The organism is Providencia sp. 21OH12SH02B-Prov (genome assembly GCF_027362595.1).
Lineage (GTDB): Bacteria > Pseudomonadota > Gammaproteobacteria > Enterobacterales > Enterobacteriaceae > Providencia > Providencia zhejiangensis.
In genome coordinates, this window is the sequence record NZ_CP114796.1 from 1,548,214 (window position 1) to 1,569,013 (window position 20,800).

Here is a 20,800-nt window from a genome sequence, read left to right on the forward strand (position 1 = left end):
CCTCAACCGGGTCACTTATGTGTTACCCGGTTTTTTTATGGCGATAAAACGTCACGCTTCAATGACGGGAGTCCAATCTATTGGTGTGAGGCCTTGTTGTTGTAGCAGCGCATTCGTTTGTGAAAAGTGTCCACATCCCAAAAAGCCACGATGCGCAGAGAGTGGAGAAGGGTGCGGTGCTTTTAATACATGATGGCGTTTGGTATTAATGATCTTGCCTTTTTTCTGAGCATGTGAGCCCCATAATAAGAAAATGACCCCCTCTCTGTGCTCATTAATTGCGGCAATCACTTTATCTGTAAATGTTTCCCATCCTAAATGCGCGTGGGAATGCGCATTACCTTGTTCAACCGTTAATACGGTATTGAGTAAAAGCACCCCCTGTTTAGCCCAACTGAGTAAATAACCGTGATCAGGGCGTTTAAAACCTGGGATATCCTTTTCTAACTCTTTATACATATTGACTAATGAAGGGGGTGGCTTAATGCCGGGTAGCACTGAAAAAGATAGGCCATGAGCCTGCCCTGGGCCGTGATAAGGGTCTTGCCCTAAAATGACGACTTTAACGTCAGCGAGCTCGGTATATCTAAAGGCATTAAACACATCTTGTTGAGGCGGATAAATAATTTTTCCGTTTTGACGTTCATTCGCCACATAGGCGAGAGTGTCTTTAAAGTAACTTTGTGTTTTTTCTGAACCAATAACATCGTGCCAAGTTGGAGTATTTGACATGAAAATTCCTATAACAACCAAATTATAGCTATAAGCTTACTGGTTAAGTTGCGAGAGATAAAGATGAGTTTTCGCTTAAATCATTAAAAAATAGTTTAAAAACAGCAAAAAAAATTGATTTCAATAAATGATAAAAATTGATTTAAAACATGGTGTTGAGTTAATGAGCGTTAATTCCCTCTGGAAATTATTGATAAATATCAAAGAAGCCCTAGGTTCTTGCTGGTATATAATGTGTAGAGAAATTGGTTAGACCAAATATTTAACTGACAGTCAAATGATGGGATTGATCTCAATCCTGCTCGAGCGTGGAGGTCGACATGATTACAGGTATTCAAATTACTAAAACTGACAATGCTGCATTACTAAACTCTTTTTGGTTACTTGATGAAGAGAAAAATGAAGCACGTTGTGTCTGTGCAAAAGCAGATTACAGTGAAGGGCAAATTGTGGCTAAAGATGAACTCGGTGCTTTTGAGTATCGTGAAGTGCCTTTAGAAGTCAAACCAACCGTCCGTGTTGAAGGTGGTCAGCATTTAAACGTCAACGTGTTAAGCCGTGAGACTTTAGAAGATGCGGTTAAAAACCCTGAAAAATACCCACAATTAACGATTCGTGTTTCGGGTTATGCAGTGCGTTTCAACTCATTAACGCCAGAACAACAACGTGATGTTATTACTCGTACTTTCACTGAAAGCCTGTAATAACGATATTGTTCAAGATAAAAGTATTAGCCTATAACTAATTTATAAAGCCATTGAATTCAATGGCTTTTTTATGCCCATCTAACAAAGTACATTCTTTTTCCCTTCTGGATTTTCCCTTTTAATGTTGTTTCCTATCACCATTATTTGGGAGGCTTTATGTCCTCAATTAACCAAAATATGCAAATTGAACCTGATAATCAAATTGCTATGATCCAAGAAATCATCAGCATTTATTTGAAGAAGAAGGGGTCATTGCCACAGTGTGCTCATCAAATGGAGGAGCCAGAACAATTATCATTTCAGCAATTTTTTGGTCGTGATCCACAAAATTATGATTATTTGATGGGGTTAATTGCGTATGGCGCTTATTTTTCGGATTGGGAAAATAGATATGGTGTTGAGCGTCTTAACCATCAGCAACTGAGTGACATTGGCGTTGATCCAAGACTGTTATCTGATAAGGCGACAGGCTTTGAAGCGCATATTTGTCGCATGAATGATTTATATATTATTAGCTTTGCTGGCTCAAATGAGCTCATTGATTTTTATGCGGATATACGGCAAGGGATTGGTTGCTTTGAACCTCAATATTTTCAAGCGGTTAATTTAACTAATGTGTTATTTAACGCGTCAAAAGGAAATATGATCTGTGTCGGTCATTCTTTAGGGGGAGGGCTTGCAACTTTTGCTTCCTTAGCTAGCCAAACCCCCTGTATTGGATATACGCCAGCAGGAATTGCCAAAAATACGTTACGGCAGATTGGGATGGATTATCAAGAAGCGAAAAAAATGGCAGAAAATGGTTTATCGCGTTTTTATGTTGTTCGTTACGATTGGTTAGATTTACTACAATCGCTATCGCCTTTTCCATCCGCATTAGGGAGTCGAATACTGTTAGATTATTATGATGACAGGAAATCATGGCGTGACTGGTTACCTCATCGCATAGTGACTCGTAATTTTATTGCCCATACGATGCCTAAAATACTCAAAATGATGTGTCATTTTGCGCCTTGGTCAAATTATCAAAAGGTTGTTAATGATGATTTTGATAAGCAATTAGAGGAGTTTAGTTGTAACGTATCATCCAGCCATGATCATTATACCGAATGCTGGCAAAACTGTTGTGAAAACAGTATTAGGCAAGGGAATATAACGGAATTTTCAAGATTAGTCGCAATTAGCAATAAAACGGCGCAGTTTGATGAATTAGTCAGTTATACCGTCAGATCAACAGATCCTGAGTTTATGCAAATCTTGCTGAATTCTTTCTATGCCAAGGAAATCAAAAAAACACATTTGGCCGACAATCGAAGCTATTTACACCTTGCTGCTCAATCAGGCAGGTTGGAACAATCGAAAGTGTTGTTGCAAAGCGGATTTGCGGTGAATGTCGTTGATGACTTTGGGAATAGACCATTACATGATGCGCTAGGTAGTCATGCGTTATCCGTCGCAGAGTATTTATTAAATAAAGGTGCTGATTGGAGGGTTAAGAATCACCGAGGGTATAACTGTCGCGATGTATTAAAAAATCATATGGTTAAGGCTGACTGGTTATCTTCACAAGGACGTATAATACGCGAAAGATTGATGGCCAAAATGTCGTAATCAAAAAACGGGCCTAAGCCCGTTAAGTCATTTATTCAGATTTTTGATGACTAGGTTCTGAAGCTGTTGTCACGGGTTTACGGCGTTTACCGATGTTCTTTTTATCACGATGACGGACTTTAGCTTTTTTCTTCGATTCTTCTTCTTTTTTCTTTTCTTTACGTTTAGCGAGCACTTTCTTAGATGGTTTTGGTTTGTTCATCATTGATGCAGAAGGTGCTTTAGTTGATGGACGTAAAGAATCGACAACACGCATTTTTATAGGATCTTCAATATAACGTGTCACTTTACCGAATAAAGGGTAATCGTGTGATTCAATCAGTGAAATCGCGGTACCTTTTCGGCCAGCACGACCGGTACGACCAATACGATGCAGATAAACGTCAGCAGTCCGTGGCATATCAAAGTTAAACACATGGCTGACATTTTCGATATCTAAACCTCGAGAGGCCACATCGGTAGCCACAAGAACTTTGACTTGGCCTGAAACTAAACGGCGAACCGCTTCATTACGTTTTGCTTGAACCATTTCTCCTTCAAGATAGCAAGGCTCAATACCCGCATCACGTAACCACTGAACAACTTCGCGCACACGTTCACGTTTGCGAACAAACACAATTGATTTCGTCACATCGCTCTGTGCAATGAGATGGCATAACAAGGCGGTTTTGTGTTCTAAATTATCTGCACGATAGTAAAATTGCTGTATTTTTTTCCGTTCGCGGCGGGAAGATTCAGCGTCGATCTCAACGGGGTCTTCCAACAGACGCTCGGAGAAGTCACGAATCGCCTCGCCTTCAAGAGTCGCAGAAAACAGCATCGTTTGCTTACGCCAGCGTGTTTCCCCCGCAATTGTTTCAATATCATTAGCAAAGCCCATGTCGAGCATACGGTCTGCTTCATCAAGAATGAGAATTTCAACAGCACGGCAGTCAAAATTTTCTTCTTTAATGTATTGAAGTAAGCGACCTGTTGTTGCAACAACAATATCTTGGTTTTCGCTAAAGACTTCAGCATGGTTCATATAGGCGACACCACCAGTGATTGTCGCGACATCAAGATGATTATGTGCACATAATTCTTTTGCTTGATCTGCAACCTGCATCGCGAGTTCGCGAGTTGGCGTTAATACAAGAACTCGCGGAGGGCCTGATTTTTTTCTTGGAAAATCAAGTAAATGTTGGATGGCTGGTAGCAAGAATGCCGCGGTTTTCCCTGTACCAGTTGGGGCTGAACCTAAAACGTCACGGCCATCCATCGCCGCAGGGATAGCGGCTGCCTGAATTGCAGTAGGGCGTTCATAGCCTTTATCTGCCAGCGCGTTGATCAGGCTTTCATCTAATTCAAGTTCAGAAAATGTGGTTGCAGTCATGATATACCTCTATTTGGGGCGCTGATTATAAACAGGTTAGCCAAATTGTTCATTATAAAATATAGATCTTTTAGCAAAGTGTACCTGTTTTAGCGTTTAACGGGCAGTCTTATTGCCAGAAAGCGTGCTTTTCCGAGGTGAAAAGCACGCATGCCCAAGAAGATTAACTGAGGATGTTAATTAACCAAGTGTGGTAAGGAATACCCACTAAATCAATGAGTACAGCTCCACTTAATGGAACAATCATGAAGGCTTTCATGGAAACTTGCTTATAGCGTTCACACACGGAAGACATGTTTGCCATTGCATTCGGGGTCGCTCCTAATCCGTGCCCCATTAATCCTGCACACATAACGGCAGCGTCGTAGTTTTTGCCGAGGAGTCTAAAGATAACGAATACCACTAACAGAATTAATACCACGACCTGAGCAAAAAGAATGATAAAGAGGGGTAAGGCAACATCTTTCAGTTCCCAAATCTTAAGGGACATCATTGCCATGGTTAAAAATAGGCCGAGAGAAACTTCAGAAATTAAATCGACAGATTTTTGGTTAATTTTAAATAGATGAACTTGGTCGTTGATATTACGAATGACAATCGCAATGATCATTGCTCCCACATAACTGGGTAAAGAGAAGCCCGTCGCTTTGGTAAATTGTGCTGACGCAAATTGCCCAATGACCATGATACCTAATACTAATGCCAACATTTTTAAAAAGGCATGGGCATCAATAGACTCAATTTTACTTGAAATGGTTTCGGTGACTTTTGGACTGGTGACGGTCTCATCGGCTTGAATAGTCACACGATGCTTTTTGATTAAGAAAGAGGCGATTGGTCCACCTAATAAGCTGCCAGTAATTAAACCAAAAGTCGCTGCTGCAATGGCGGCAACTGTTGCTGATTGTACACCTAAGCCTTCGGCCATTTGACCAAATGCGGCTGCACCACCATGACCACCAGTTAAAGAGACGCCTCCTGCCATCACGCCAATGACGGGGTTGATATCTAATAAATGTGCGAGTCCGGCACCAAAGGTGTCTTGGAATAATACGGTAAACCAACAAATAAATAAGTAGATAAACAGTAGACGCCCGCCACTTTTTAGAATACGGAAGATGCCATCAATCCCGATTGTTGTGAAGAAAGCAACCATTAAAAAAGTCTGTAGGCTGGTATCAAAATGGATTTCAGCCAAATTAAAGGATTTCAGTCCCCAAATAATGAGACTCACTAAAAAGCCACCGATAACAGGTGATGGAATACAAAAGCGTTGTAACCATTCAATACGCTTTTTTAAGTGAATGCCCATTAGGAGGCACAGTACCGTAAGGAGGAGTGTAGATAATGTATCGAGTTGTAATGTCATATGGATGTTTCCCTGTGTAATCTATAACCGTTCTCGCCATTTGCCGTTTTTGGCGACACGCCTACGCTCTAGCCACAGTGTGAATGTCTCTAAAGAAGTATTCGGCTACCCTTTCGCAACAGTTTAATTCTCAAGTTTTAAATTTTTATTTTGTGGTTAACGTCATAAAATAAACTTTAATGTTAAAACTGTTGCGATATTTTTTTGTCAGTATTGTTTCAATTACTGTTATGGTTATTGGGTTACAAATGTATTGAACGGTATATTTATCAGTCGCGTTGTTGTGTTTGTTTAATTAGAATAAAAATTGGTAAATCAAATAAGCTGCTAATTTTGACGTGTGGTTATCAATATCAAATTCTGGATTACATTCAGCAATGTCAAATACCGCAATTTTTTTGCTCGTTTTAATGACTGAAAATAATTGATCGAATGTTTCTGTATTAATTCCTCTCGCCGCGGGGGCGCTAACGCCTGGAGCGATTGCCGCAGAAAAAACATCAAGATCAACGGTGACATATAAATAATCGACGTGATTAATAAATTGTTGAACTTGTTCTATGGCTTTAGGTAATTGAGAAGCGGTCAGTGCCTTATCACGAATATATTGGCAACCTAATTTATCCGCCGTATCGAATAACACTTTAGTGTTGCCATGATCGGCAATACCAAGACAGAGATAATGAAAAGGGCGATTATGCTGTTCGCATAATTGTGCCGCTTGTAAAAATGGCGTGCCAGATGTTGCTATTGGCGCTGAACGTAAATCAAAGTGGGCATCAAAATTAATGATGCCAATGGTTTTCGTTGGTTGAGTCTGTTTAACGAAATCAAACAGTCCTTGAAAACTGGCAAATGCCACTTCATGTCCTCCCCCTAAAACAATAGGGGTTTGTTTCGATGATAAAATCGTGATGAGCTCATCCGAAAGACGGCGTTGTGCTGATTCTAATTGGCCATCGTCACAATAGATCGTTCCTGCATCTCGAATCGCTAAAGGTTGATGCAGTGGTAGACCTGCAAGTTGCTGGCGGATAGCATCAGGTCCTGCTTTAGCGCCTAGTCGTCCTTTATTACGTTTAACGCCTTCATCGGAAGCAAAGCCAATTAAAGCAAATTGTGCAGGGGTATTTTTATTCATGACTTGATGGATCCGTAGGTGTTCTTCGGTATCACCATCAGTACGGCCTTGCCAAATAAAAGGTGCTGCCATAATTACTCCAGATTAATGAGTTTGGTCATGTTATGAGCTGCTTTGCAGGTCTCAGAGATAAATTCGTCAATTCGATGAGTTGAACGAAATTCCGGTGCCATTACAGAAACAACTGCAATAACATCATTGCCTTTAAAAATAGGTGCGGATACACCTAAAACGCCTTCATCTATTTCGCCACATGAGATGCCATAGCCTTGCTGGCGTATTTGCATGAGTGAATGTTTTAACTGCTGTATACTGCCGGGTGATTGCAATTGTTCTGTATGGGTTTCAAACACTAATGATTGATATTCTTCGTCGCGAAACGCGAGCAATGTTTTTGCACTCGCCCCTTTGATGAGGGTATTGCCTCGCCCGATGACAAAGGAACAGCGTAGTGCTTGTGAACTCTCTATCATGTCAACACAGATGGTCTCGCACAGATTTGATGTAATAATTGCGACGGTTTCTTGTGTCTTTTTACTCAGTGATAGCAGTTCTATTTTTGATGAATTCATTAACAGGCTGTGGTGATAGTATTTTTCTTGAGTTTTGATACTCTGCGCACCAACAGTATAGGTACCATATTGTTTAGCATAAGTCACAAATTCCCAGTTTATGAGAATGGCGAGTAGTCGATAAACAGTCGAAACAGGAATATTCAATGCCTTGGATATCACTTGTGGAGTGACGGGAACCGCACTAGCAGTGATATAAGATAGAATATTTAATGTTCGGTTAATACTGTTCATGGTATCCCCCTTTTTTTCGAAGTTAGCAGTAAAAATTTTTAGGCTCAAATAATATTCTCATATTGTGAGAATTATTTTGTGAGAAAAGTGTAAATATTGCATTTTAAAATTGTCGTATAATGAAAATTTGAATGATTAAAAAATAATTAGAGTGGTTGAATAACGTGAAAAAAAGTTATCGCAAAGGCGGTTTTACCTTTAAGCAGTTTTTTGTGGGACATGATCGCTGTGCAATGAAAGTTGGAACGGATGGGGTATTACTGGGGGCATGGGCGCCCGTGCAACAGGCAAAAACAGCCTTAGATATTGGTAGTGGCAGTGGCTTAATTGCTTTGATGCTTGCTCAACGAAATCAACAAGTCATTATTGATGCGGTTGAATTGGATAGTGCGGCGGCACAGCAAGCACAAGAAAACTTTATCGAATCTCAATGGCGTGAAAGGTTACAAGTCTTTGCGCAAGATATTGTTGAGTTTTGTACTCAAAGACAACATGACTATGATTTGATCGTCAGTAATCCGCCTTATTTTGAGCCATCTGTGTCATGCAGTAGCGAGCAGCGCGAACAGGCTCGCTATACTGCCACGTTAACTCATCAAACATTATTAGATAGTGCACGGCACTGTTTGGCACCGGATGGCTTATTTTGTCTTGTACTACCTTATGATGTTGGCGAAAAGGTTGAAGCAATGGCGCATAGCGATAACTGGTTTACCGCTTATCGAGTGAATATTCGTGACAAAGCCACGATGCCATTTCACCGCATGCTATTGGGGTTAAAACGAGAGCCTGTGGTAGCGCAAATCACAACGTTAGTATTAAAAGAGGCCGATAATACGATTTATACCGAAGATTTTCAGCGGCTCATACGTGATTTTTATTTGAAATATTAATAGCTAATCCAACGGACTAGCTATTAATTCATGAGATTAAGGTTTGAGGATAGTCGGACCTGAGAGTGGCAATAACGCGGGATAATCTAACGTATAGTGTAAGCCGCGGCTCTCTTTACGTTCCAGCGCACAGCGAACCATCAATTCAGCGACTTGAACTAGGTTTCTAAGCTCTAGTAAGTTATTTGAAATACGGAAATTAGCATAATAGTCATGGATTTCTTGCTGTAATAGATGGATGCGTCGTAAGGCGCGTTCTAAGCGTTTAGTTGTTCGAACGATCCCCATGTAATCCCACATAAACAAACGTAATTCATGCCAATTATGTTGAATGACGACTTGTTCATCTGAATTATGCACACGGCTTTCATCCCACTCAGGGAGTATCGGGATATCATCGACCTGTGAGATCGTTTGATTAATATGCTCCGATGCTGACCAGCCATAAACCAAGCACTCTAAAAGTGAATTGGATGCCATGCGATTAGCCCCGTGCAGCCCTGTATAACTGACTTCTCCAATGGCGTAGAGGTTGGGGATATCTGTCATGCCATTTTGGTCAACCATGACGCCGCCACAGGTGTAATGCGCTGCTGGTACAATAGGGATTGGGTCTTTAGTCAGATCAAGCCCTAAGGTCATTAGTTTTTCATAGATAGTTGGGAAGTGGCTCTGAATAAAGTCCGCGGGTTTGTGGCTAATATCAAGGTACATGCAGTCCGCACCGAGTCGTTTCATTTCATGATCAATGGCTCTTGCAACAATATCCCTTGGTGCCAGTTCACTACGAGGATCATAGTCTGGCATGAATCGACTTCCATCAGGGCGTTTCAAATAAGCGCCTTCTCCACGCAATGCTTCCGTTAATAAAAAATTTCTGGCCTGTGGATGGAACAAGCATGTTGGATGGAATTGATTAAATTCCAAATTTGCCACACGGCAGCCGATGCGCCATGCCATTGCAATACCATCTCCCGATGAAATATCAGGGTTTGTGGTATATTGATAAACTTTCGCTGCACCGCCAGTGGCTAGAATGACGATTTTGGCACGGATCGTTTCGACGTGTTCTTTTTGTCGATTCCAGACATAAGCCCCGACAATACGCGGTTGGCCAGATGTGTCGATTTTATCAGATCGAATAAGATCGACAGCGTTATAACGCTCTTTGACATGAATATTGGGGTGGGAAAAGGCCAGATTGACGAGAGTCGTCTCAACTTCTTTGCCTGTGGCATCGGCATGATGGAGTATTCGGCGATGGCTGTGCCCACCTTCACGGGTAAGATGATACTGTGTTTCACCCGTTTCAGTCACTTCAGTATCAAACAATACGCCTTGATCAATCAACCATTGAACACAGTTTTTGGCATTGGAAGCAATAAATTCGACCGCTTGTGGATCACAAATACCTGCGCCGGCAATTAAGGTATCTTCGACGTGAGACTCTACGCTGTCTGTATTATCAAAAACAGCAGCAATTCCGCCTTGTGCATAGTAAGATGCACCTTCACTGAGCGTGCTTTTGCTTAGGATGGTCACTTGATGAAATGGTGCGAACCGTAATGCAGCGGAAAGCCCTGCGACACCGCTACCAATAATAAGTATATCAGTGTAATGCTGTGGGTAATCGTTCATAAGTGTTTTGCATGTTGTATATGCTCGCCATCTTTCAAGTTGCAGTATTGTTGGCTAGGATGACTGGTACGAGTCACTGACTGATAGACGCGTCTAGCGGTTCATTGGTTGTTGCCTAGCTGCACCTCGAAGTATTTAGAGTATAGTATCTATTGGAAGTTTCATGTTAGCCTATCAGACTTGGTAATGCTATTTTTGAAGTTGGGCTTACGCTGATTTTATTGACTCACTATTGAGTACTGTTTTACCGTTTTGTATCAGAGGGGATAACACGCAACACGCTTGGTTATCTATCTGAACTTAAAGTGAATTATTGAGGATCGTGTGGATCCTTTATCAGTAAAAACATCTTTTTTTTGTAAGTTTTTTACTATTTTTATGTATTAAATTGAACTTCACTTGTTTTTACTACTCAAAGTAACGCTTGCTTTAGGAAGGGAGACATGATCGAGTTAACAAATTTACAGCCTGATTGCGGGAGATTTTCCCAGGAATGAGCGAGCAACTGACAGACCAGATGTTGGTCGAAAAAGTTCAAAAGGGCGATCAAAAAGCGTTCAATTTACTGGTGGTGAAATACCAGCATAAAGTCGCAAGTTTGGTTTCCCGTTATGTGCCACAAGCGGATGTGCCTGACGTTGCTCAGGAGTCATTCATTAAAGCTTATCGTGCGATTGGCTCGTTTCGTGGTGACAGTGCTTTTTATACTTGGCTATACCGGATTGCGGTTAACACGGCCAAAAATTATTTAGTCGCTCAAGATCGACGCCCTCCCGCGTCGGATCTGGAAGCGAGCGATGCAGAAAATTACGAAACTGCAGGCGCACTGAAAGAAATTTCGAACCCAGAGAACTTAATGTTGTCTGAAGAATTGAAGAAGGTAGTTTTTCGAACGATTGAGTCGTTACCTGAAGATTTAAAAATGGCAATAACACTCAGGGAACTTGATGGTTTAAGCTATGAAGAAATCGCGGAGATTATGGATTGCCCTGTAGGCACTGTGCGCTCCCGTATCTTTAGAGCAAGGGAAGCTATCGATAATAAAGTACAACCGTTGATTCAGCAGCACTAGAAGTTGTTTGTATTCGTGTTATTTTTGGAATACAACACCGTGCAATATAGCGAAATCAGGGTATTAAACTGTAATTGTGATGCAATTAACTGAAGGTATTCGGGCATGCAAAGAGAGAAACTTTCCGCAATGATGGATGGCGAAGTTCTAGATGTAGAACTGATTAACGCTATCTCATGTGATTCAACGTTACAAAAACGTTGGGAGAGCTATCATCTTATTCGTGATACTCTGCGTAACGACACCCCTGATGTCATGAATTTTGACATAGCAGGTAAGGTCGCCGCAGCATTAGAGAATGAAGTTGTGCAATTTAATCCTCAGGGAGTTGTTGAGTCACAGCCTGAGCCGGCAACATGGGGAAGTATGCCGTTTTGGCAGAAGGTTCGCCCATGGGCTAGCCAAATCACCCAAATTGGTGTTGCAGCATGTGTGTCTCTTGCCGTCATCGTTGGTGTGCAACAATATAACCAAAGTAACCCCGATGAGTCGATGATTGATGAACCCGTGTTTAACACTATTCCTGTTGGGGCTGGCGCACCTGTAAGCCTAAATTTCTCTGATGGCCAACTTTTTGGTAACGAGCAACAAATGCAACAAGTTGAGCAACAAAATCAGCGTGTTAATGCAATGCTTCAGCAATATGAAATTGAAAGACGCTCCATGCTAAATCAGCAATATCATGAAAATGATGATAAAGCAGCGGTATCGGCTGGAGTTAAACAGCACTAATGAATAAGTGGTTATCCGTCATCTGCCTGGCGGGCAGCCTGATTATTGCTAATCAAGCTTCGGCATCTCAACAAGATGCCGAAGTTCTCTTTAAAGAGATGGGAAGTGCTGCCCAGAATCTTTCCTACGAAATGTCATTCATGTCTTTTAGCCCGAGAAGTATCGTTCCTGTTCGCTACCGCCATGGACTCATCAATAATGTGCCGATATCTCAGATGATCCAAATGGATTCGACGCGGCGTGAGATTGTTCAAAAGGGCGAGCGAATTAGTTATTTCGAACCCGGTTTCGATGCCTTTAGTTTGAATGGCAAACACATTGTCGATAACTTGCCTTCAGTGCTGTTCGCTGATTACGACAAAATTAAGCCATACTATAATTTTATCGATGCAGGACGCACACATATTGGTGATAAGCCGTCGTTAGTTATTCGTATTATCTCTAAAGATAACTCACGCTTTAATTATGTGTTGTTAATTGATGAAGAGAACAAGTTACCCCTACGAGTTGATCTTCTTAATAACAATAATCAAACGTTAGAACAATTTCGCGTGATCTCGACCGTGTTAGATAGTAAAGCGGTAAATGACTCTTTGGTGAATTTAAGTAAAATTAATTTACCACCATTATTAGTCTCTCCTCAAAATACGAGCCCGTCATTTAAATGGCGCGTGGGTTTTTTACCCCCAGGATTTGAAGAAATTTCACGTTCAAAGCGTAGTCTCGCACAGAATGATGAGGTTGAAAGCGCATTATTTAGTGATGGCTTGTTCACCTTTTCTGTGAATGTCACTAAGGCCGAACAAGGGCAACCTTTAGAGCAACCTATTCAAAATGGTCGCCGCACAATTTATACAATGACTCAGAAACAAAATGTGATTACCATAATAGGCGAATTGCCGTTGTTAACGGCACAGCAAGTCGCTGCGAGCATTCGTTTTTAGGAGTAAATGATGGTAAAAGAGTGGGCAACAGTTATTCGTTGGCACCAAGGAAGGGCATTATTGCGTTATGGGGCTTCTTCCGGGTGTGGTAGCTGTAGTGCACGTGGGGCTTGTGGTTCGTATGCATTGAGTAAGATAGGACCAAATACTGAACATCAATTAGAGGTTGAAATACAACAACCTTTAGTTGTGGGGCAGAAAGTTGAAGTCGGTATTCCTGAAGGGAGTTTACTTCGATCTGCGATGTTAGTGTATTTGACACCCTTAATTGGCCTATTTTTCGTTGCAGCGTTAGTACAGTTAGCAGGCTTGGAACAAATTTGGGTCGCGATTTCTGGTGTCATAGGTGGGTTTTTAGGATTCTTTTTGGCCCGAAAAATCGCCTCTTATTGGCGGGATGAGACAGCGTTTCAACCTGTTATCCTACAAATAGGCTTGCCTCCAGAAGAACGCTTAGTTCAAGTTGATTAATCAGTTAAACCACCTGTTATTTGCAGGTGGTTTTGTTTCATTAAAGTACCATTCATTGCCATTATTAGGCTAAAACCCGCATAGTTTACAGTTGTTTTACATTGAACCTTTGTGTTACAGGGATCTTCTATGTAAAATGCAGCTAATTAGCAATCTTGTGATAATCATAGCATTTTAGTTCTGTGATATATTTTTATACAGAGCTGATTTTGTAGGCAATTTAAAAGAAGATATTACCTTGAAAATCAATAACATAAGAAACTTTTCTATCATTGCTCACATCGACAATTCGACCCCCGTCAAGCCATGACAACCTAAGACAAATTAACGTTGTAATAAATTGAATTATAACGAAAAAACAAAATCAATATTGACAAGCTAAGACAACCAAAGTCACCTCAAGCCACTATTTTTGTGTCCATCATTGTGTCCATATATCCATTTGAGCTATTATAAATTACTATAAAAGTATAGCCCTATTTATCTTATTGAAAAATAAACTTTCGTATGAAAAATGCACATACCTATGGGTGAGATATGATAAAGCAATAATGGAGTGAAAATTATTACTATAACAAGTTCATATTTTAAGCGTAATCTCGAAAGAAAATAGAAAAAATACTGAAATCACGCATTCCTAACATGCTGAAAAATAAAGTGATGGACACGAATATGGACACAGTAATGGGGGCGCGGATGAATAATAATGGAGCAGGATCATCATGGCGATAACGAATGCATACTTAAAATCTAATCTTGGGAAAAAGAGAGATAAGGTTGAGGAGAAAGCTGATCGTGATGGTTTGTGGGTTAGGGTATCCCTGCAGGGGGCAGTTACTTTTTTTTATCGTTATCGATTTAATGGCAAGCAAGATAAAATGACAATTGGTAAATATCCCCAAATGTCCTTAAAAGAAGCTCGCGATGAATTATTGAAATGGTCCTCAGTTTTAAGTAAAGGTCAAAATCCAAAATACCAGAAAGTTATTATTGCGAGCGAAAAAAATAATATAGGCTCCTTCGAGGAAGTATTTCGAGATTGGTTTGATGTAATGTGCAAGCAAAGAGTTAGCGCCCATCAAATTATGAGAACGTTTGAATTACATGTATTTCCTCAAGTAGGTAGATATCCAATAAATGATTTAACTGTTCACATGTGGCTGGATTTATTAGATCAGTTATCCAAAAAATACTCAGAGATAACAAAACGTGTAATTAGTAATGCTAGGCAATGTTATTCATGGGCAGTAAAAAGGAGAGTGGCATTATCAAATCCATTAACTGATTTGACGGGTAAGGATTTTGGTATTCAAAAAGGCGTTGGTGATAGAACCTTATCTTCAGAAGAAATCGCGCTTTTTTGGTGGGCGTGCGAAGAATCGAGAGTTTCTTTTGTCAACGAGATGCTACTAAAACTCTGTCTATTCTTTGGGTGCAGGGTTTCAGAGCTAAGATTGGCTAAAATTTCTGATTTTGATTTAGTGGAAAAGTTATGGACTGTTCCTCCTGAAAATCACAAGACTGGCGGAAAAACAAAAAAACCATTAGTGCGCCCATTAATTGATGATGTTATTCCTATAATTAAAAAGCTGGTGGATCTCGCTGCTGGTGATTATTTATTTTCCAATAGCAAAGCACCTCAACTACCATCAGCACATTTAAAACTTCCTGTTAACTTGATAATATTTATCAAGAAGCACAAAAAAAGAGACTTACCTCATTTTTCTATACATGACCTTCGTCGGACTGCACGGACTAATTTTTCGGAACTGACACAGCCGCATGTGGCTGAAATTATGTTAGGTCATAAATTACCAGGAGTGTGGGGGGTATATGATAAATATAACTACATTGATGAAATGCGAGAAGCCTATCAATTATGGTGGGATAAATTAATGGCCATAACGAAAACCGCCCAATGAAGGGCGGCTTTATTTAGCGACTAGATCGGTTCAGTTCAGCATCTTGTACTTGCCACTCCAATACTTTATATTTGAACCATCGGTTTTTTGAGCCCTTGGAGCTACAGTCAGGGGCTGGGAATGGTAGTGCGGCTCTATTTCTTAGGCGGTTTAATGTTCTAGATGAAATACGAAGATGATTGCATACATCTTTTGTTGTCATATAGGCATTATCACAAATCACTCCGCACCTCCTTTTCTATACCCGTTCATTAATATTTCTGCAGCAACTTCTGCTGGAGTTCCTTCCCACATTGCATCATCGATAATGGCGTTTAAATTTCCCTTACTGAGACTTTCAACTGTTTTTGGCCATACATTTTGCGGGACGTCATAATAAAGGCATTCAGCTATCTGGCTAGTCGTCATCTCAATAATCTGTTCTGTAGTGAAATTCATTCGTTGATAGCCGGCATTCCAAACAGCCTCAGTTACATCACTCGGATCCCCACCTGCATTTTTAATGATACTGACGAGGTTAAAATCAAGCGTTGTCATAGCATCACCTTCTTACCTTGAATTTTTCCGCAATGAACGCATTGAAGGTGATAGAGCGTTCCTTCACTGAAGTCACCACCACCATAGTTTTCCTTAAAAGGATTTTTGCTAATAGCTACCCACTGATGCATACCAAAGAAACACTTCCAGTTTCGGGTATCTTTAATTTCACTCATATCAGGCCTCTTCAATTAGAAGGCTTGCTATGAAGCCAGTCCAAAGACCCAGCGCATAAACCGCTGGCTTAGGCATACCAGTTTCCATGCCGATGACGACAGTGCATACAAAAGCGATTAAGTAGATGAAGAAAAGCCTAAATTTACCCATCATTACCCACCTCCATTAACCCCTCAAGCCTCACGACTAACTCATACATTTCACTTTTGTATTGACGCACTTTTGTTAATTCGCTCATGCGGCTGTTTATCTGAATCAGCTCATCATCAATTTTCACCAGTTCGGCACGTAATTGCTTGCTGTTTGGTACGTTCAGGGTTCCGTTTGAAACGGAGGTGTGCTGCTCTGGTATAAGGTGATTTTTCTCACTTTTAAATTCTGGCTTTGTGACAGAATTAAGTGGTATCAATTGGTTGTAGGAGGTATTTTCTAAAAGAGGTGATTTCTCCTCTTTAGCGTCAACCCACTGATAAACTTTTAAGCCGTTTTTAACTAAGCTAATCACATTTCCATTTTTGATATCAGTTTTTAAACGCCCACCAATGTTATTTGCCGAATCTCCAGTTGCTTTGGCTAATTCAGCAGCCGTCATAGCATGCGTGCTTTGCTGTAAAACCTCTCTTAAGATTTCAATCTTAGGGCGCTCATCGCTAGCCTGACATGAAAACTTTGAAGCAATAGAGCTCTTGTTTATTTTTGGCTCTGGCTGGTTAGTAAGTTGATACATACCATTAACCAGTTTTACCGTACCTTTTCTCATTTGATTGGTAATCATTGCATTAACAACTTGGGCGCTTTGATCCATATGCAAAGCAAGCGTATCGATATCACATGGGCCCACTTCTTCAAGAGCATCGATAATTAAAGGGTTATTGCTCATCTTTCACCTTCCTTGCGCGTTTTTTCTTTTTGGTGATCGGGATTAATTTAGGTGCAACGATTTGTGGTGCTGGTGGTAGAGGAGGGCATACACCCATCCTGATATAACAGCGTTGTCTGAACCAGTGAATAATTCGAGCTGTGTGATCCCTACCATCATCCACATAGTGAGTAACCCGAACTATCACATCGTCGTAATCAACCATTTCATAGTCATTGTTATCTTGTTCAATCACTTGCTTTCCTCCGAACAAATGATTTTGTATGCCCTTAAAACGTGGCTTGCTTTGCCGTAAATCGTCGTCACTCGAAAAAAGAAGCCTGTTGATGATTCTTGAACTGGCGTCCATAGTTTTACTGTGTCGACAATGCGATTCAGTTTTCGGCGCTCGGTAATGAAAGACAGAATCACTACTTTGGCTGTGTTGCCTGTTTTGCTGGTGATATATTCAATTTTCATTTTTCACCATCCTTAGTGCATCGTTGGCATTGCAGGGAAAATCCCCTCTGATTGCAGTGCACGGATATAATCATCGTGAAGAATGCAAAGACCTTCACGTCCTTTGGCTGATAGGCGAGGTCCACATTCAAGTGAGATATCAAGAAAACCGACATACATTCGAACAGTAAAATCAGCCCATAGTGCTTTCCCGAACGTTTCAACCATGATCCGTTCTAGATTTTCACTTAGTGCAAGGCGTAGAGGAGCAGGGTAAATACTTAGTGACGATTTACCGTTGCTATAGATGGTTGCCAAATCAAAACCGCCGTTACCATTTGGCACTTTAATCGTGCCATTTTTTTCCTGTTGTTCTCGGATAAAGCAAGCCACTACTACCCAGCGCCAAACTGAAACTCTTTGTTCTGGTGTCAGTGTGTCTGGTTCATCGGCTAATTTGCCCATCACGGCGGCCGCCAAATGCAAGCCTTTCAGGAGTTCTTCATCGTATTGACCACATTCAAGCGCATTAACTGCATCAGAATAGGTAATCAAAGTGCCATCGTCGGCAATAACACCATTACCTGTGTCAGTAAAATAAGCCATTATTTAACCTCCGTTGTTGGCAATACTTCACGTTGATTCCAGATGCGAACGGCAGTATCTAGATAATCCTCGGGTTGTTTGGCACCGCAGCAATCGCAATGGATCACAAACATATCCTCACCATCCCAATTGGAATAATTCAGTTCAACCTCGTCATTGCCGCAGAATGGGCAGGGAAGTAGCTTAATTTGGTCTCTTGGTGGGCATAAGTTAATTTCTGCTAAAGAACTCATACCAAAACCAACTGGAACTACTGAATAAAGGGTGTGGTTAGTTGATTTGATATCACTGTCACTAAGAATTTCTTTTGATTTTTCGATGGCGTCAGCAACGCCTAACGCTTCAATTTCCATCGATAATGTGTGACGGTGTCCGCAAGGGTAATCACCTAAATAAGTCACTTGATAGCTTGTCATTTCCATTTTTATCCCCTTACTTTGAACCGAATAATTTTTTTAGATCGACGCCGTGCACTTCTAACCAAGCCTCTGCTGGCCATGATTTAACACTACCGAACCGAGAGTCGGGCACGGTTTCAACCTCAAGTGCTCGCTCTTTACACCACTTACGCATTGGATAAGGGTTGTGCTTGATGCCTGTTACATTCTGTACTGCGGTAATAGTTGCGTGCTTTACACTCTCACCTAGGCGCTCAGACAATTGGCGATTTTGGCGAGTGACAGCGCTTAATTTACCGAGTGCAGAGGCCTCACGGCTGCGGCTTATTTGTGATTTAGTACGCTTTGCTTCTTTCAGCTTGATAGTGAGCAGGTCGCTTTCTTTTTTAGCTTCCGCCCATGCTAAGGCTGATGAAACAGGGTCTAAGAAATTAGGCAGCCCCATTGCTGTAGGGTCGGCTTGGACAACTTGAATTGGGCGAAAATAAGCATCTTCCATTTTTTCAAAGAAAGACCATGCCTCATCGGTATCAACAATTTTTGACATACGGGCTGCGCCTTTTTCGGTCCACAGAATTTGCTGGCTTGTATATTTACTAACCAACCCAATACTGTTGGGTAGCCTTTTAAATTGCTGTAAATTGTCACCCTCAAGCTTGAAATAATGATCACCCTCAACAAATCTTGTTTTGTGATTAGCTAAATTCATTTGAATGCTTTTAACATCAGAACCATAACCCGCCGCTAATGTTTCCGTGGTAACAACTCGAACACCTTTCCACTCAATGACGGGCAGTCTATTTGCATCAATTGTGATTAATTCGCTCATAATTAAACTTCCTTAATATCAATTTTTAGCTTTTTGGCTAATCGGCGCTGTTGTCTATTCATTGGCATTCGAATGTCATCACCGTTTCTTTCAAATTGGGATAGGTGTTTGCAGACATTGGTATAATCTTTAACTTCATTTCTTTCTAAACTAAGCCCTTGGGCAATGGTCATGCCTGCAATTCCCTGTTGAGTTCTGCTGCGTTTTCTTTTACTCATAAATAACTCTCCGTCACTTTAACTTTTGCCTTAGATAAACATCTATCTGCTGCCGTCTTGCTTTCCTTTTCTTGATAACTCAAACCATCAGAACTGCCGGGGATTGAAATAGAAAAGGCTTGGTTGTATTTATCTGCAGCACGGCGATATAATTTCTTTGCTTCTAGCTCTTTCCCTTCATTCATTAATTGGTCAAATCTCGTCATATACATACGGCTCCCCATTTAAATAAGCAGGCATATATTTTGTAATTACATTGATTAATAATTTTCCTAGTTCGGTTATGTTTCCGTATTTCGTATAAAGTAATGCGTAAGTATCGTATATATCCTTGTCTGAATACTTACAGCGCTGCTTGCAATCCAACTCCTCATATACATCACGAAAGAAATTATTAAGGTTTTCGTTAGTTAATGTGATTATGACTTCTTCATTGTTAACGACTGCTTTAAATTGGGGCTTTTTACCTTCATGTTTAAAGTAATCTAATAGACAGTTGATGTAAGTCATTCTCCTTTTGCCTATTAATAGTTTATATTCCATTTAATTACTCCTAAGTTTAGATAAAGGGATTCCCTCAGCGTTGACGCTGATTTAAATTTAATTTGGTTATTTAATTATAAGTTTTGAGCAGCCATTAATTTTTTATATACTTCATTAGCTACGATATCTGCATCTTTGCATTTATCTTTTGCTTTTTTGTATTCCATTTCAAGGCGTTTAATTTCGCGTTCTTTTTTCAGCTTTTCGCTTAGCTCAGCATATTTAGCTTCTTTACGCTCCATGAAATGCTCAGTTGGCTCACCTCGTTTGTGAGCGATAGTACCGTTTTCAAGGGTAATATGTTCATCTTCATAGTTTGTTTCAATACCTTTTTCACGGAACTCACGTTCTGTTAGGATGCTAGATAATTTATTGAGAGCTGCACGCTCACTGAGATATGCACGTTTGGCGCCATTAATAATATACACGGGGCGCTCAACGACCTGAATCTCAAATCCTGTTGCTAATTCAATTGCTTTAACCATGACTTTATTTCCTTAAGTTTAAAAATGCGATAATTCGCTCTTTCATTTTTGGTAATTGATTCATTATTTCTTTAGCTTCACTTGATGCGTTTTCATATTCGAAAAATGAATTTACTAATTGATAATCACCATCTACCAGTTTATATATCTTGCACTCCCATTCACCATGATGTTGCCAAAATTCATCAATGTATTTAGGGGGGGGCATATTGTTCATTTTACACATGGTCATTACGTTATAAGTTGTAGTATTCATGCTTAGTCCGTATTCATTAATTT

29 protein-coding genes are annotated in these 20,800 nt (G+C 40.5%); 8 read left to right on the forward strand and 21 right to left on the reverse strand.

Translation table 11 applies throughout. From position 1 onward, the window contains the following. Nucleotides 1-51: 51 nt before the first annotated feature. Nucleotides 52-732 (reverse strand): uracil-DNA glycosylase, encoded by a 681-nt coding sequence (gene ung, locus O7C57_RS07355; RefSeq protein ID WP_154624292.1) that lies wholly within the window; start codon nt 730-732, stop codon nt 52-54. 320 nt (nt 733-1,052) lie between these two features. Between ung and grcA the strand changes: the two genes are divergently transcribed. Together grcA and O7C57_RS07365 are read left to right on the forward strand one after the other, a co-directional pair. Then, on the forward strand, nt 1,053-1,436 hold the full coding sequence (grcA, locus tag O7C57_RS07360) for an autonomous glycyl radical cofactor GrcA (RefSeq protein WP_154624293.1): 384 nt from the start codon (nt 1,053-1,055) through the stop codon (nt 1,434-1,436). Between the two features lie 159 nt (nt 1,437-1,595). Then, on the forward strand, nt 1,596-3,050 hold the full coding sequence (locus tag O7C57_RS07365) for an ankyrin repeat domain-containing protein (RefSeq protein ID WP_269723828.1): 1,455 nt from the start codon (nt 1,596-1,598) through the stop codon (nt 3,048-3,050). A 31-nt stretch (nt 3,051-3,081) separates the two neighbouring features. Here the strand turns inward: O7C57_RS07365 and srmB are convergent, their stop codons facing one another. From srmB to O7C57_RS07385, 4 genes are all read right to left on the reverse strand, one after another. Beyond that, nucleotides 3,082-4,422, reverse strand: a complete 1,341-nt coding sequence (srmB, locus tag O7C57_RS07370) for an ATP-dependent RNA helicase SrmB (RefSeq protein ID WP_163861006.1) — start codon at nt 4,420-4,422, stop codon at nt 3,082-3,084. Between the two features lie 163 nt (nt 4,423-4,585). After that, on the reverse strand, nt 4,586-5,791 hold the full coding sequence (gene gltS / locus O7C57_RS07375) for a sodium/glutamate symporter (RefSeq protein WP_269723829.1): 1,206 nt from the start codon (nt 5,789-5,791) through the stop codon (nt 4,586-4,588). A 295-nt stretch (nt 5,792-6,086) separates the two neighbouring features. Next, complete coding sequence (gene hutG, locus O7C57_RS07380; protein ID WP_269723830.1) at nt 6,087-7,004, reverse strand: formimidoylglutamase; 918 nt, start codon at nt 7,002-7,004, stop codon at nt 6,087-6,089. Nucleotides 7,005-7,006: 2 nt separating this feature from the next. Next, nucleotides 7,007-7,738 (reverse strand): IclR family transcriptional regulator, encoded by a 732-nt coding sequence (locus O7C57_RS07385; protein WP_269723831.1) that lies wholly within the window; start codon nt 7,736-7,738, stop codon nt 7,007-7,009. A 164-nt stretch (nt 7,739-7,902) separates the two neighbouring features. On the opposite strand from O7C57_RS07385, the gene trmN reads away from it, so the two are divergent. Beyond that, nucleotides 7,903-8,631, forward strand: a complete 729-nt coding sequence (gene trmN, locus O7C57_RS07390) for a tRNA(1)(Val) (adenine(37)-N(6))-methyltransferase TrmN (RefSeq protein ID WP_163861007.1) — start codon at nt 7,903-7,905, stop codon at nt 8,629-8,631. Nucleotides 8,632-8,667: 36 nt separating this feature from the next. On the opposite strand, the gene nadB is transcribed toward trmN, so the two are convergent. Then, entirely contained in the window at nt 8,668-10,269 is a 1,602-nt protein-coding gene (nadB, locus tag O7C57_RS07395) for an L-aspartate oxidase (protein ID WP_269723832.1), read from the reverse strand. A gap of 493 nt (nt 10,270-10,762) precedes the next feature. Between nadB and rpoE the strand changes: the two genes are divergently transcribed. The 5 genes from rpoE (at nt 10,763) to O7C57_RS07420 (ending at nt 15,410) form a co-directional block, all read left to right on the forward strand. After that, on the forward strand, nt 10,763-11,341 hold the full coding sequence (rpoE, locus tag O7C57_RS07400) for an RNA polymerase sigma factor RpoE (RefSeq protein WP_154624301.1): 579 nt from the start codon (nt 10,763-10,765) through the stop codon (nt 11,339-11,341). Between the two features lie 105 nt (nt 11,342-11,446). After that, complete coding sequence (rseA, locus tag O7C57_RS07405) at nt 11,447-12,073, forward strand: anti-sigma-E factor RseA (RefSeq protein ID WP_269723833.1); 627 nt, start codon at nt 11,447-11,449, stop codon at nt 12,071-12,073. Continuing rightward, nucleotides 12,073-13,017 carry a sigma-E factor regulatory protein RseB gene (rseB, locus tag O7C57_RS07410; protein WP_154624303.1) on the forward strand — a complete coding sequence of 315 codons (945 nt, stop codon included), beginning with the start codon at nt 12,073-12,075 and terminating at the stop codon, nt 13,015-13,017. The genes rseA and rseB overlap by 1 nt, the downstream gene beginning before the upstream one ends. A gap of 9 nt (nt 13,018-13,026) precedes the next feature. Next, nucleotides 13,027-13,488 (forward strand): SoxR-reducing system protein RseC, encoded by a 462-nt coding sequence (gene rseC / locus O7C57_RS07415; RefSeq protein ID WP_154624308.1) that lies wholly within the window; start codon nt 13,027-13,029, stop codon nt 13,486-13,488. A gap of 722 nt (nt 13,489-14,210) precedes the next feature. After that, nucleotides 14,211-15,410 (forward strand): tyrosine-type recombinase/integrase, encoded by a 1,200-nt coding sequence (locus tag O7C57_RS07420; protein WP_269723834.1) that lies wholly within the window; start codon nt 14,211-14,213, stop codon nt 15,408-15,410. A gap of 13 nt (nt 15,411-15,423) precedes the next feature. Here the strand turns inward: O7C57_RS07420 and xis are convergent, their stop codons facing one another. From xis to O7C57_RS07490, 15 genes are all read right to left on the reverse strand, one after another. Next, complete coding sequence (xis, locus tag O7C57_RS21875; RefSeq protein WP_350572664.1) at nt 15,424-15,612, reverse strand: excisionase Xis; 189 nt, start codon at nt 15,610-15,612, stop codon at nt 15,424-15,426. 17 nt (nt 15,613-15,629) lie between these two features. Beyond that, nucleotides 15,630-15,947, reverse strand: coding sequence for a hypothetical protein (locus O7C57_RS07425; RefSeq protein WP_269723835.1), 318 nt, complete (start codon nt 15,945-15,947; stop codon nt 15,630-15,632). Further along, the gene (locus O7C57_RS07430) at nt 15,944-16,123 is read right to left on the reverse strand and encodes a hypothetical protein (RefSeq protein WP_193450673.1); all 180 of its coding nucleotides are present in this window, start codon (nt 16,121-16,123) and stop codon (nt 15,944-15,946) included. The genes O7C57_RS07425 and O7C57_RS07430 overlap by 4 nt, the downstream gene beginning before the upstream one ends. A gap of 1 nt (nt 16,124) precedes the next feature. Further along, the gene (locus tag O7C57_RS07435) at nt 16,125-16,277 is read right to left on the reverse strand and encodes a hypothetical protein (RefSeq protein ID WP_158002586.1); all 153 of its coding nucleotides are present in this window, start codon (nt 16,275-16,277) and stop codon (nt 16,125-16,127) included. Next, nucleotides 16,267-17,004: a hypothetical protein gene (locus O7C57_RS07440; RefSeq protein ID WP_269723836.1), complete on the reverse strand. Its 738-nt coding sequence runs from the start codon at nt 17,002-17,004 to the stop codon at nt 16,267-16,269. Before O7C57_RS07440 ends, O7C57_RS07435 begins: the two co-directional genes overlap by 11 nt. Beyond that, nucleotides 16,994-17,239, reverse strand: a complete 246-nt coding sequence (locus O7C57_RS07445; RefSeq protein WP_196993056.1) for a hypothetical protein — start codon at nt 17,237-17,239, stop codon at nt 16,994-16,996. The genes O7C57_RS07440 and O7C57_RS07445 overlap by 11 nt, the downstream gene beginning before the upstream one ends. Continuing rightward, complete coding sequence (locus O7C57_RS21595; protein WP_269723837.1) at nt 17,236-17,463, reverse strand: hypothetical protein; 228 nt, start codon at nt 17,461-17,463, stop codon at nt 17,236-17,238. The genes O7C57_RS07445 and O7C57_RS21595 overlap by 4 nt, the downstream gene beginning before the upstream one ends. Before the next feature lie 12 nt (nt 17,464-17,475). Next, complete coding sequence (locus O7C57_RS07455) at nt 17,476-18,048, reverse strand: hypothetical protein (RefSeq protein ID WP_269723838.1); 573 nt, start codon at nt 18,046-18,048, stop codon at nt 17,476-17,478. After that, nucleotides 18,048-18,470: a Lar family restriction alleviation protein gene (locus O7C57_RS07460; protein ID WP_269723839.1), complete on the reverse strand. Its 423-nt coding sequence runs from the start codon at nt 18,468-18,470 to the stop codon at nt 18,048-18,050. The genes O7C57_RS07455 and O7C57_RS07460 overlap by 1 nt, the downstream gene beginning before the upstream one ends. Nucleotides 18,471-18,480: 10 nt before the next feature. Further along, the gene (locus O7C57_RS07465; RefSeq protein WP_269723840.1) at nt 18,481-19,275 is read right to left on the reverse strand and encodes an ORF6N domain-containing protein; all 795 of its coding nucleotides are present in this window, start codon (nt 19,273-19,275) and stop codon (nt 18,481-18,483) included. A gap of 2 nt (nt 19,276-19,277) precedes the next feature. Then, a complete protein-coding gene (locus tag O7C57_RS07470; protein ID WP_269723841.1) occupies nt 19,278-19,493 on the reverse strand; it encodes a hypothetical protein in 216 nt (71 codons plus the stop codon). Continuing rightward, a complete protein-coding gene (locus O7C57_RS07475; protein WP_230494543.1) occupies nt 19,490-19,699 on the reverse strand; it encodes a hypothetical protein in 210 nt (69 codons plus the stop codon). The genes O7C57_RS07470 and O7C57_RS07475 overlap by 4 nt, the downstream gene beginning before the upstream one ends. Continuing rightward, nucleotides 19,686-20,036, reverse strand: a complete 351-nt coding sequence (locus O7C57_RS21600; protein ID WP_105874176.1) for a hypothetical protein — start codon at nt 20,034-20,036, stop codon at nt 19,686-19,688. The genes O7C57_RS07475 and O7C57_RS21600 overlap by 14 nt, the downstream gene beginning before the upstream one ends. A gap of 74 nt (nt 20,037-20,110) precedes the next feature. Continuing rightward, the gene (locus O7C57_RS07485) at nt 20,111-20,521 is read right to left on the reverse strand and encodes a hypothetical protein (RefSeq protein WP_014656515.1); all 411 of its coding nucleotides are present in this window, start codon (nt 20,519-20,521) and stop codon (nt 20,111-20,113) included. A 4-nt stretch (nt 20,522-20,525) separates the two neighbouring features. Continuing rightward, a complete protein-coding gene (locus O7C57_RS07490; RefSeq protein WP_269723842.1) occupies nt 20,526-20,777 on the reverse strand; it encodes a hypothetical protein in 252 nt (83 codons plus the stop codon). Between the last annotated feature and the right edge of the window lie 23 nt (nt 20,778-20,800).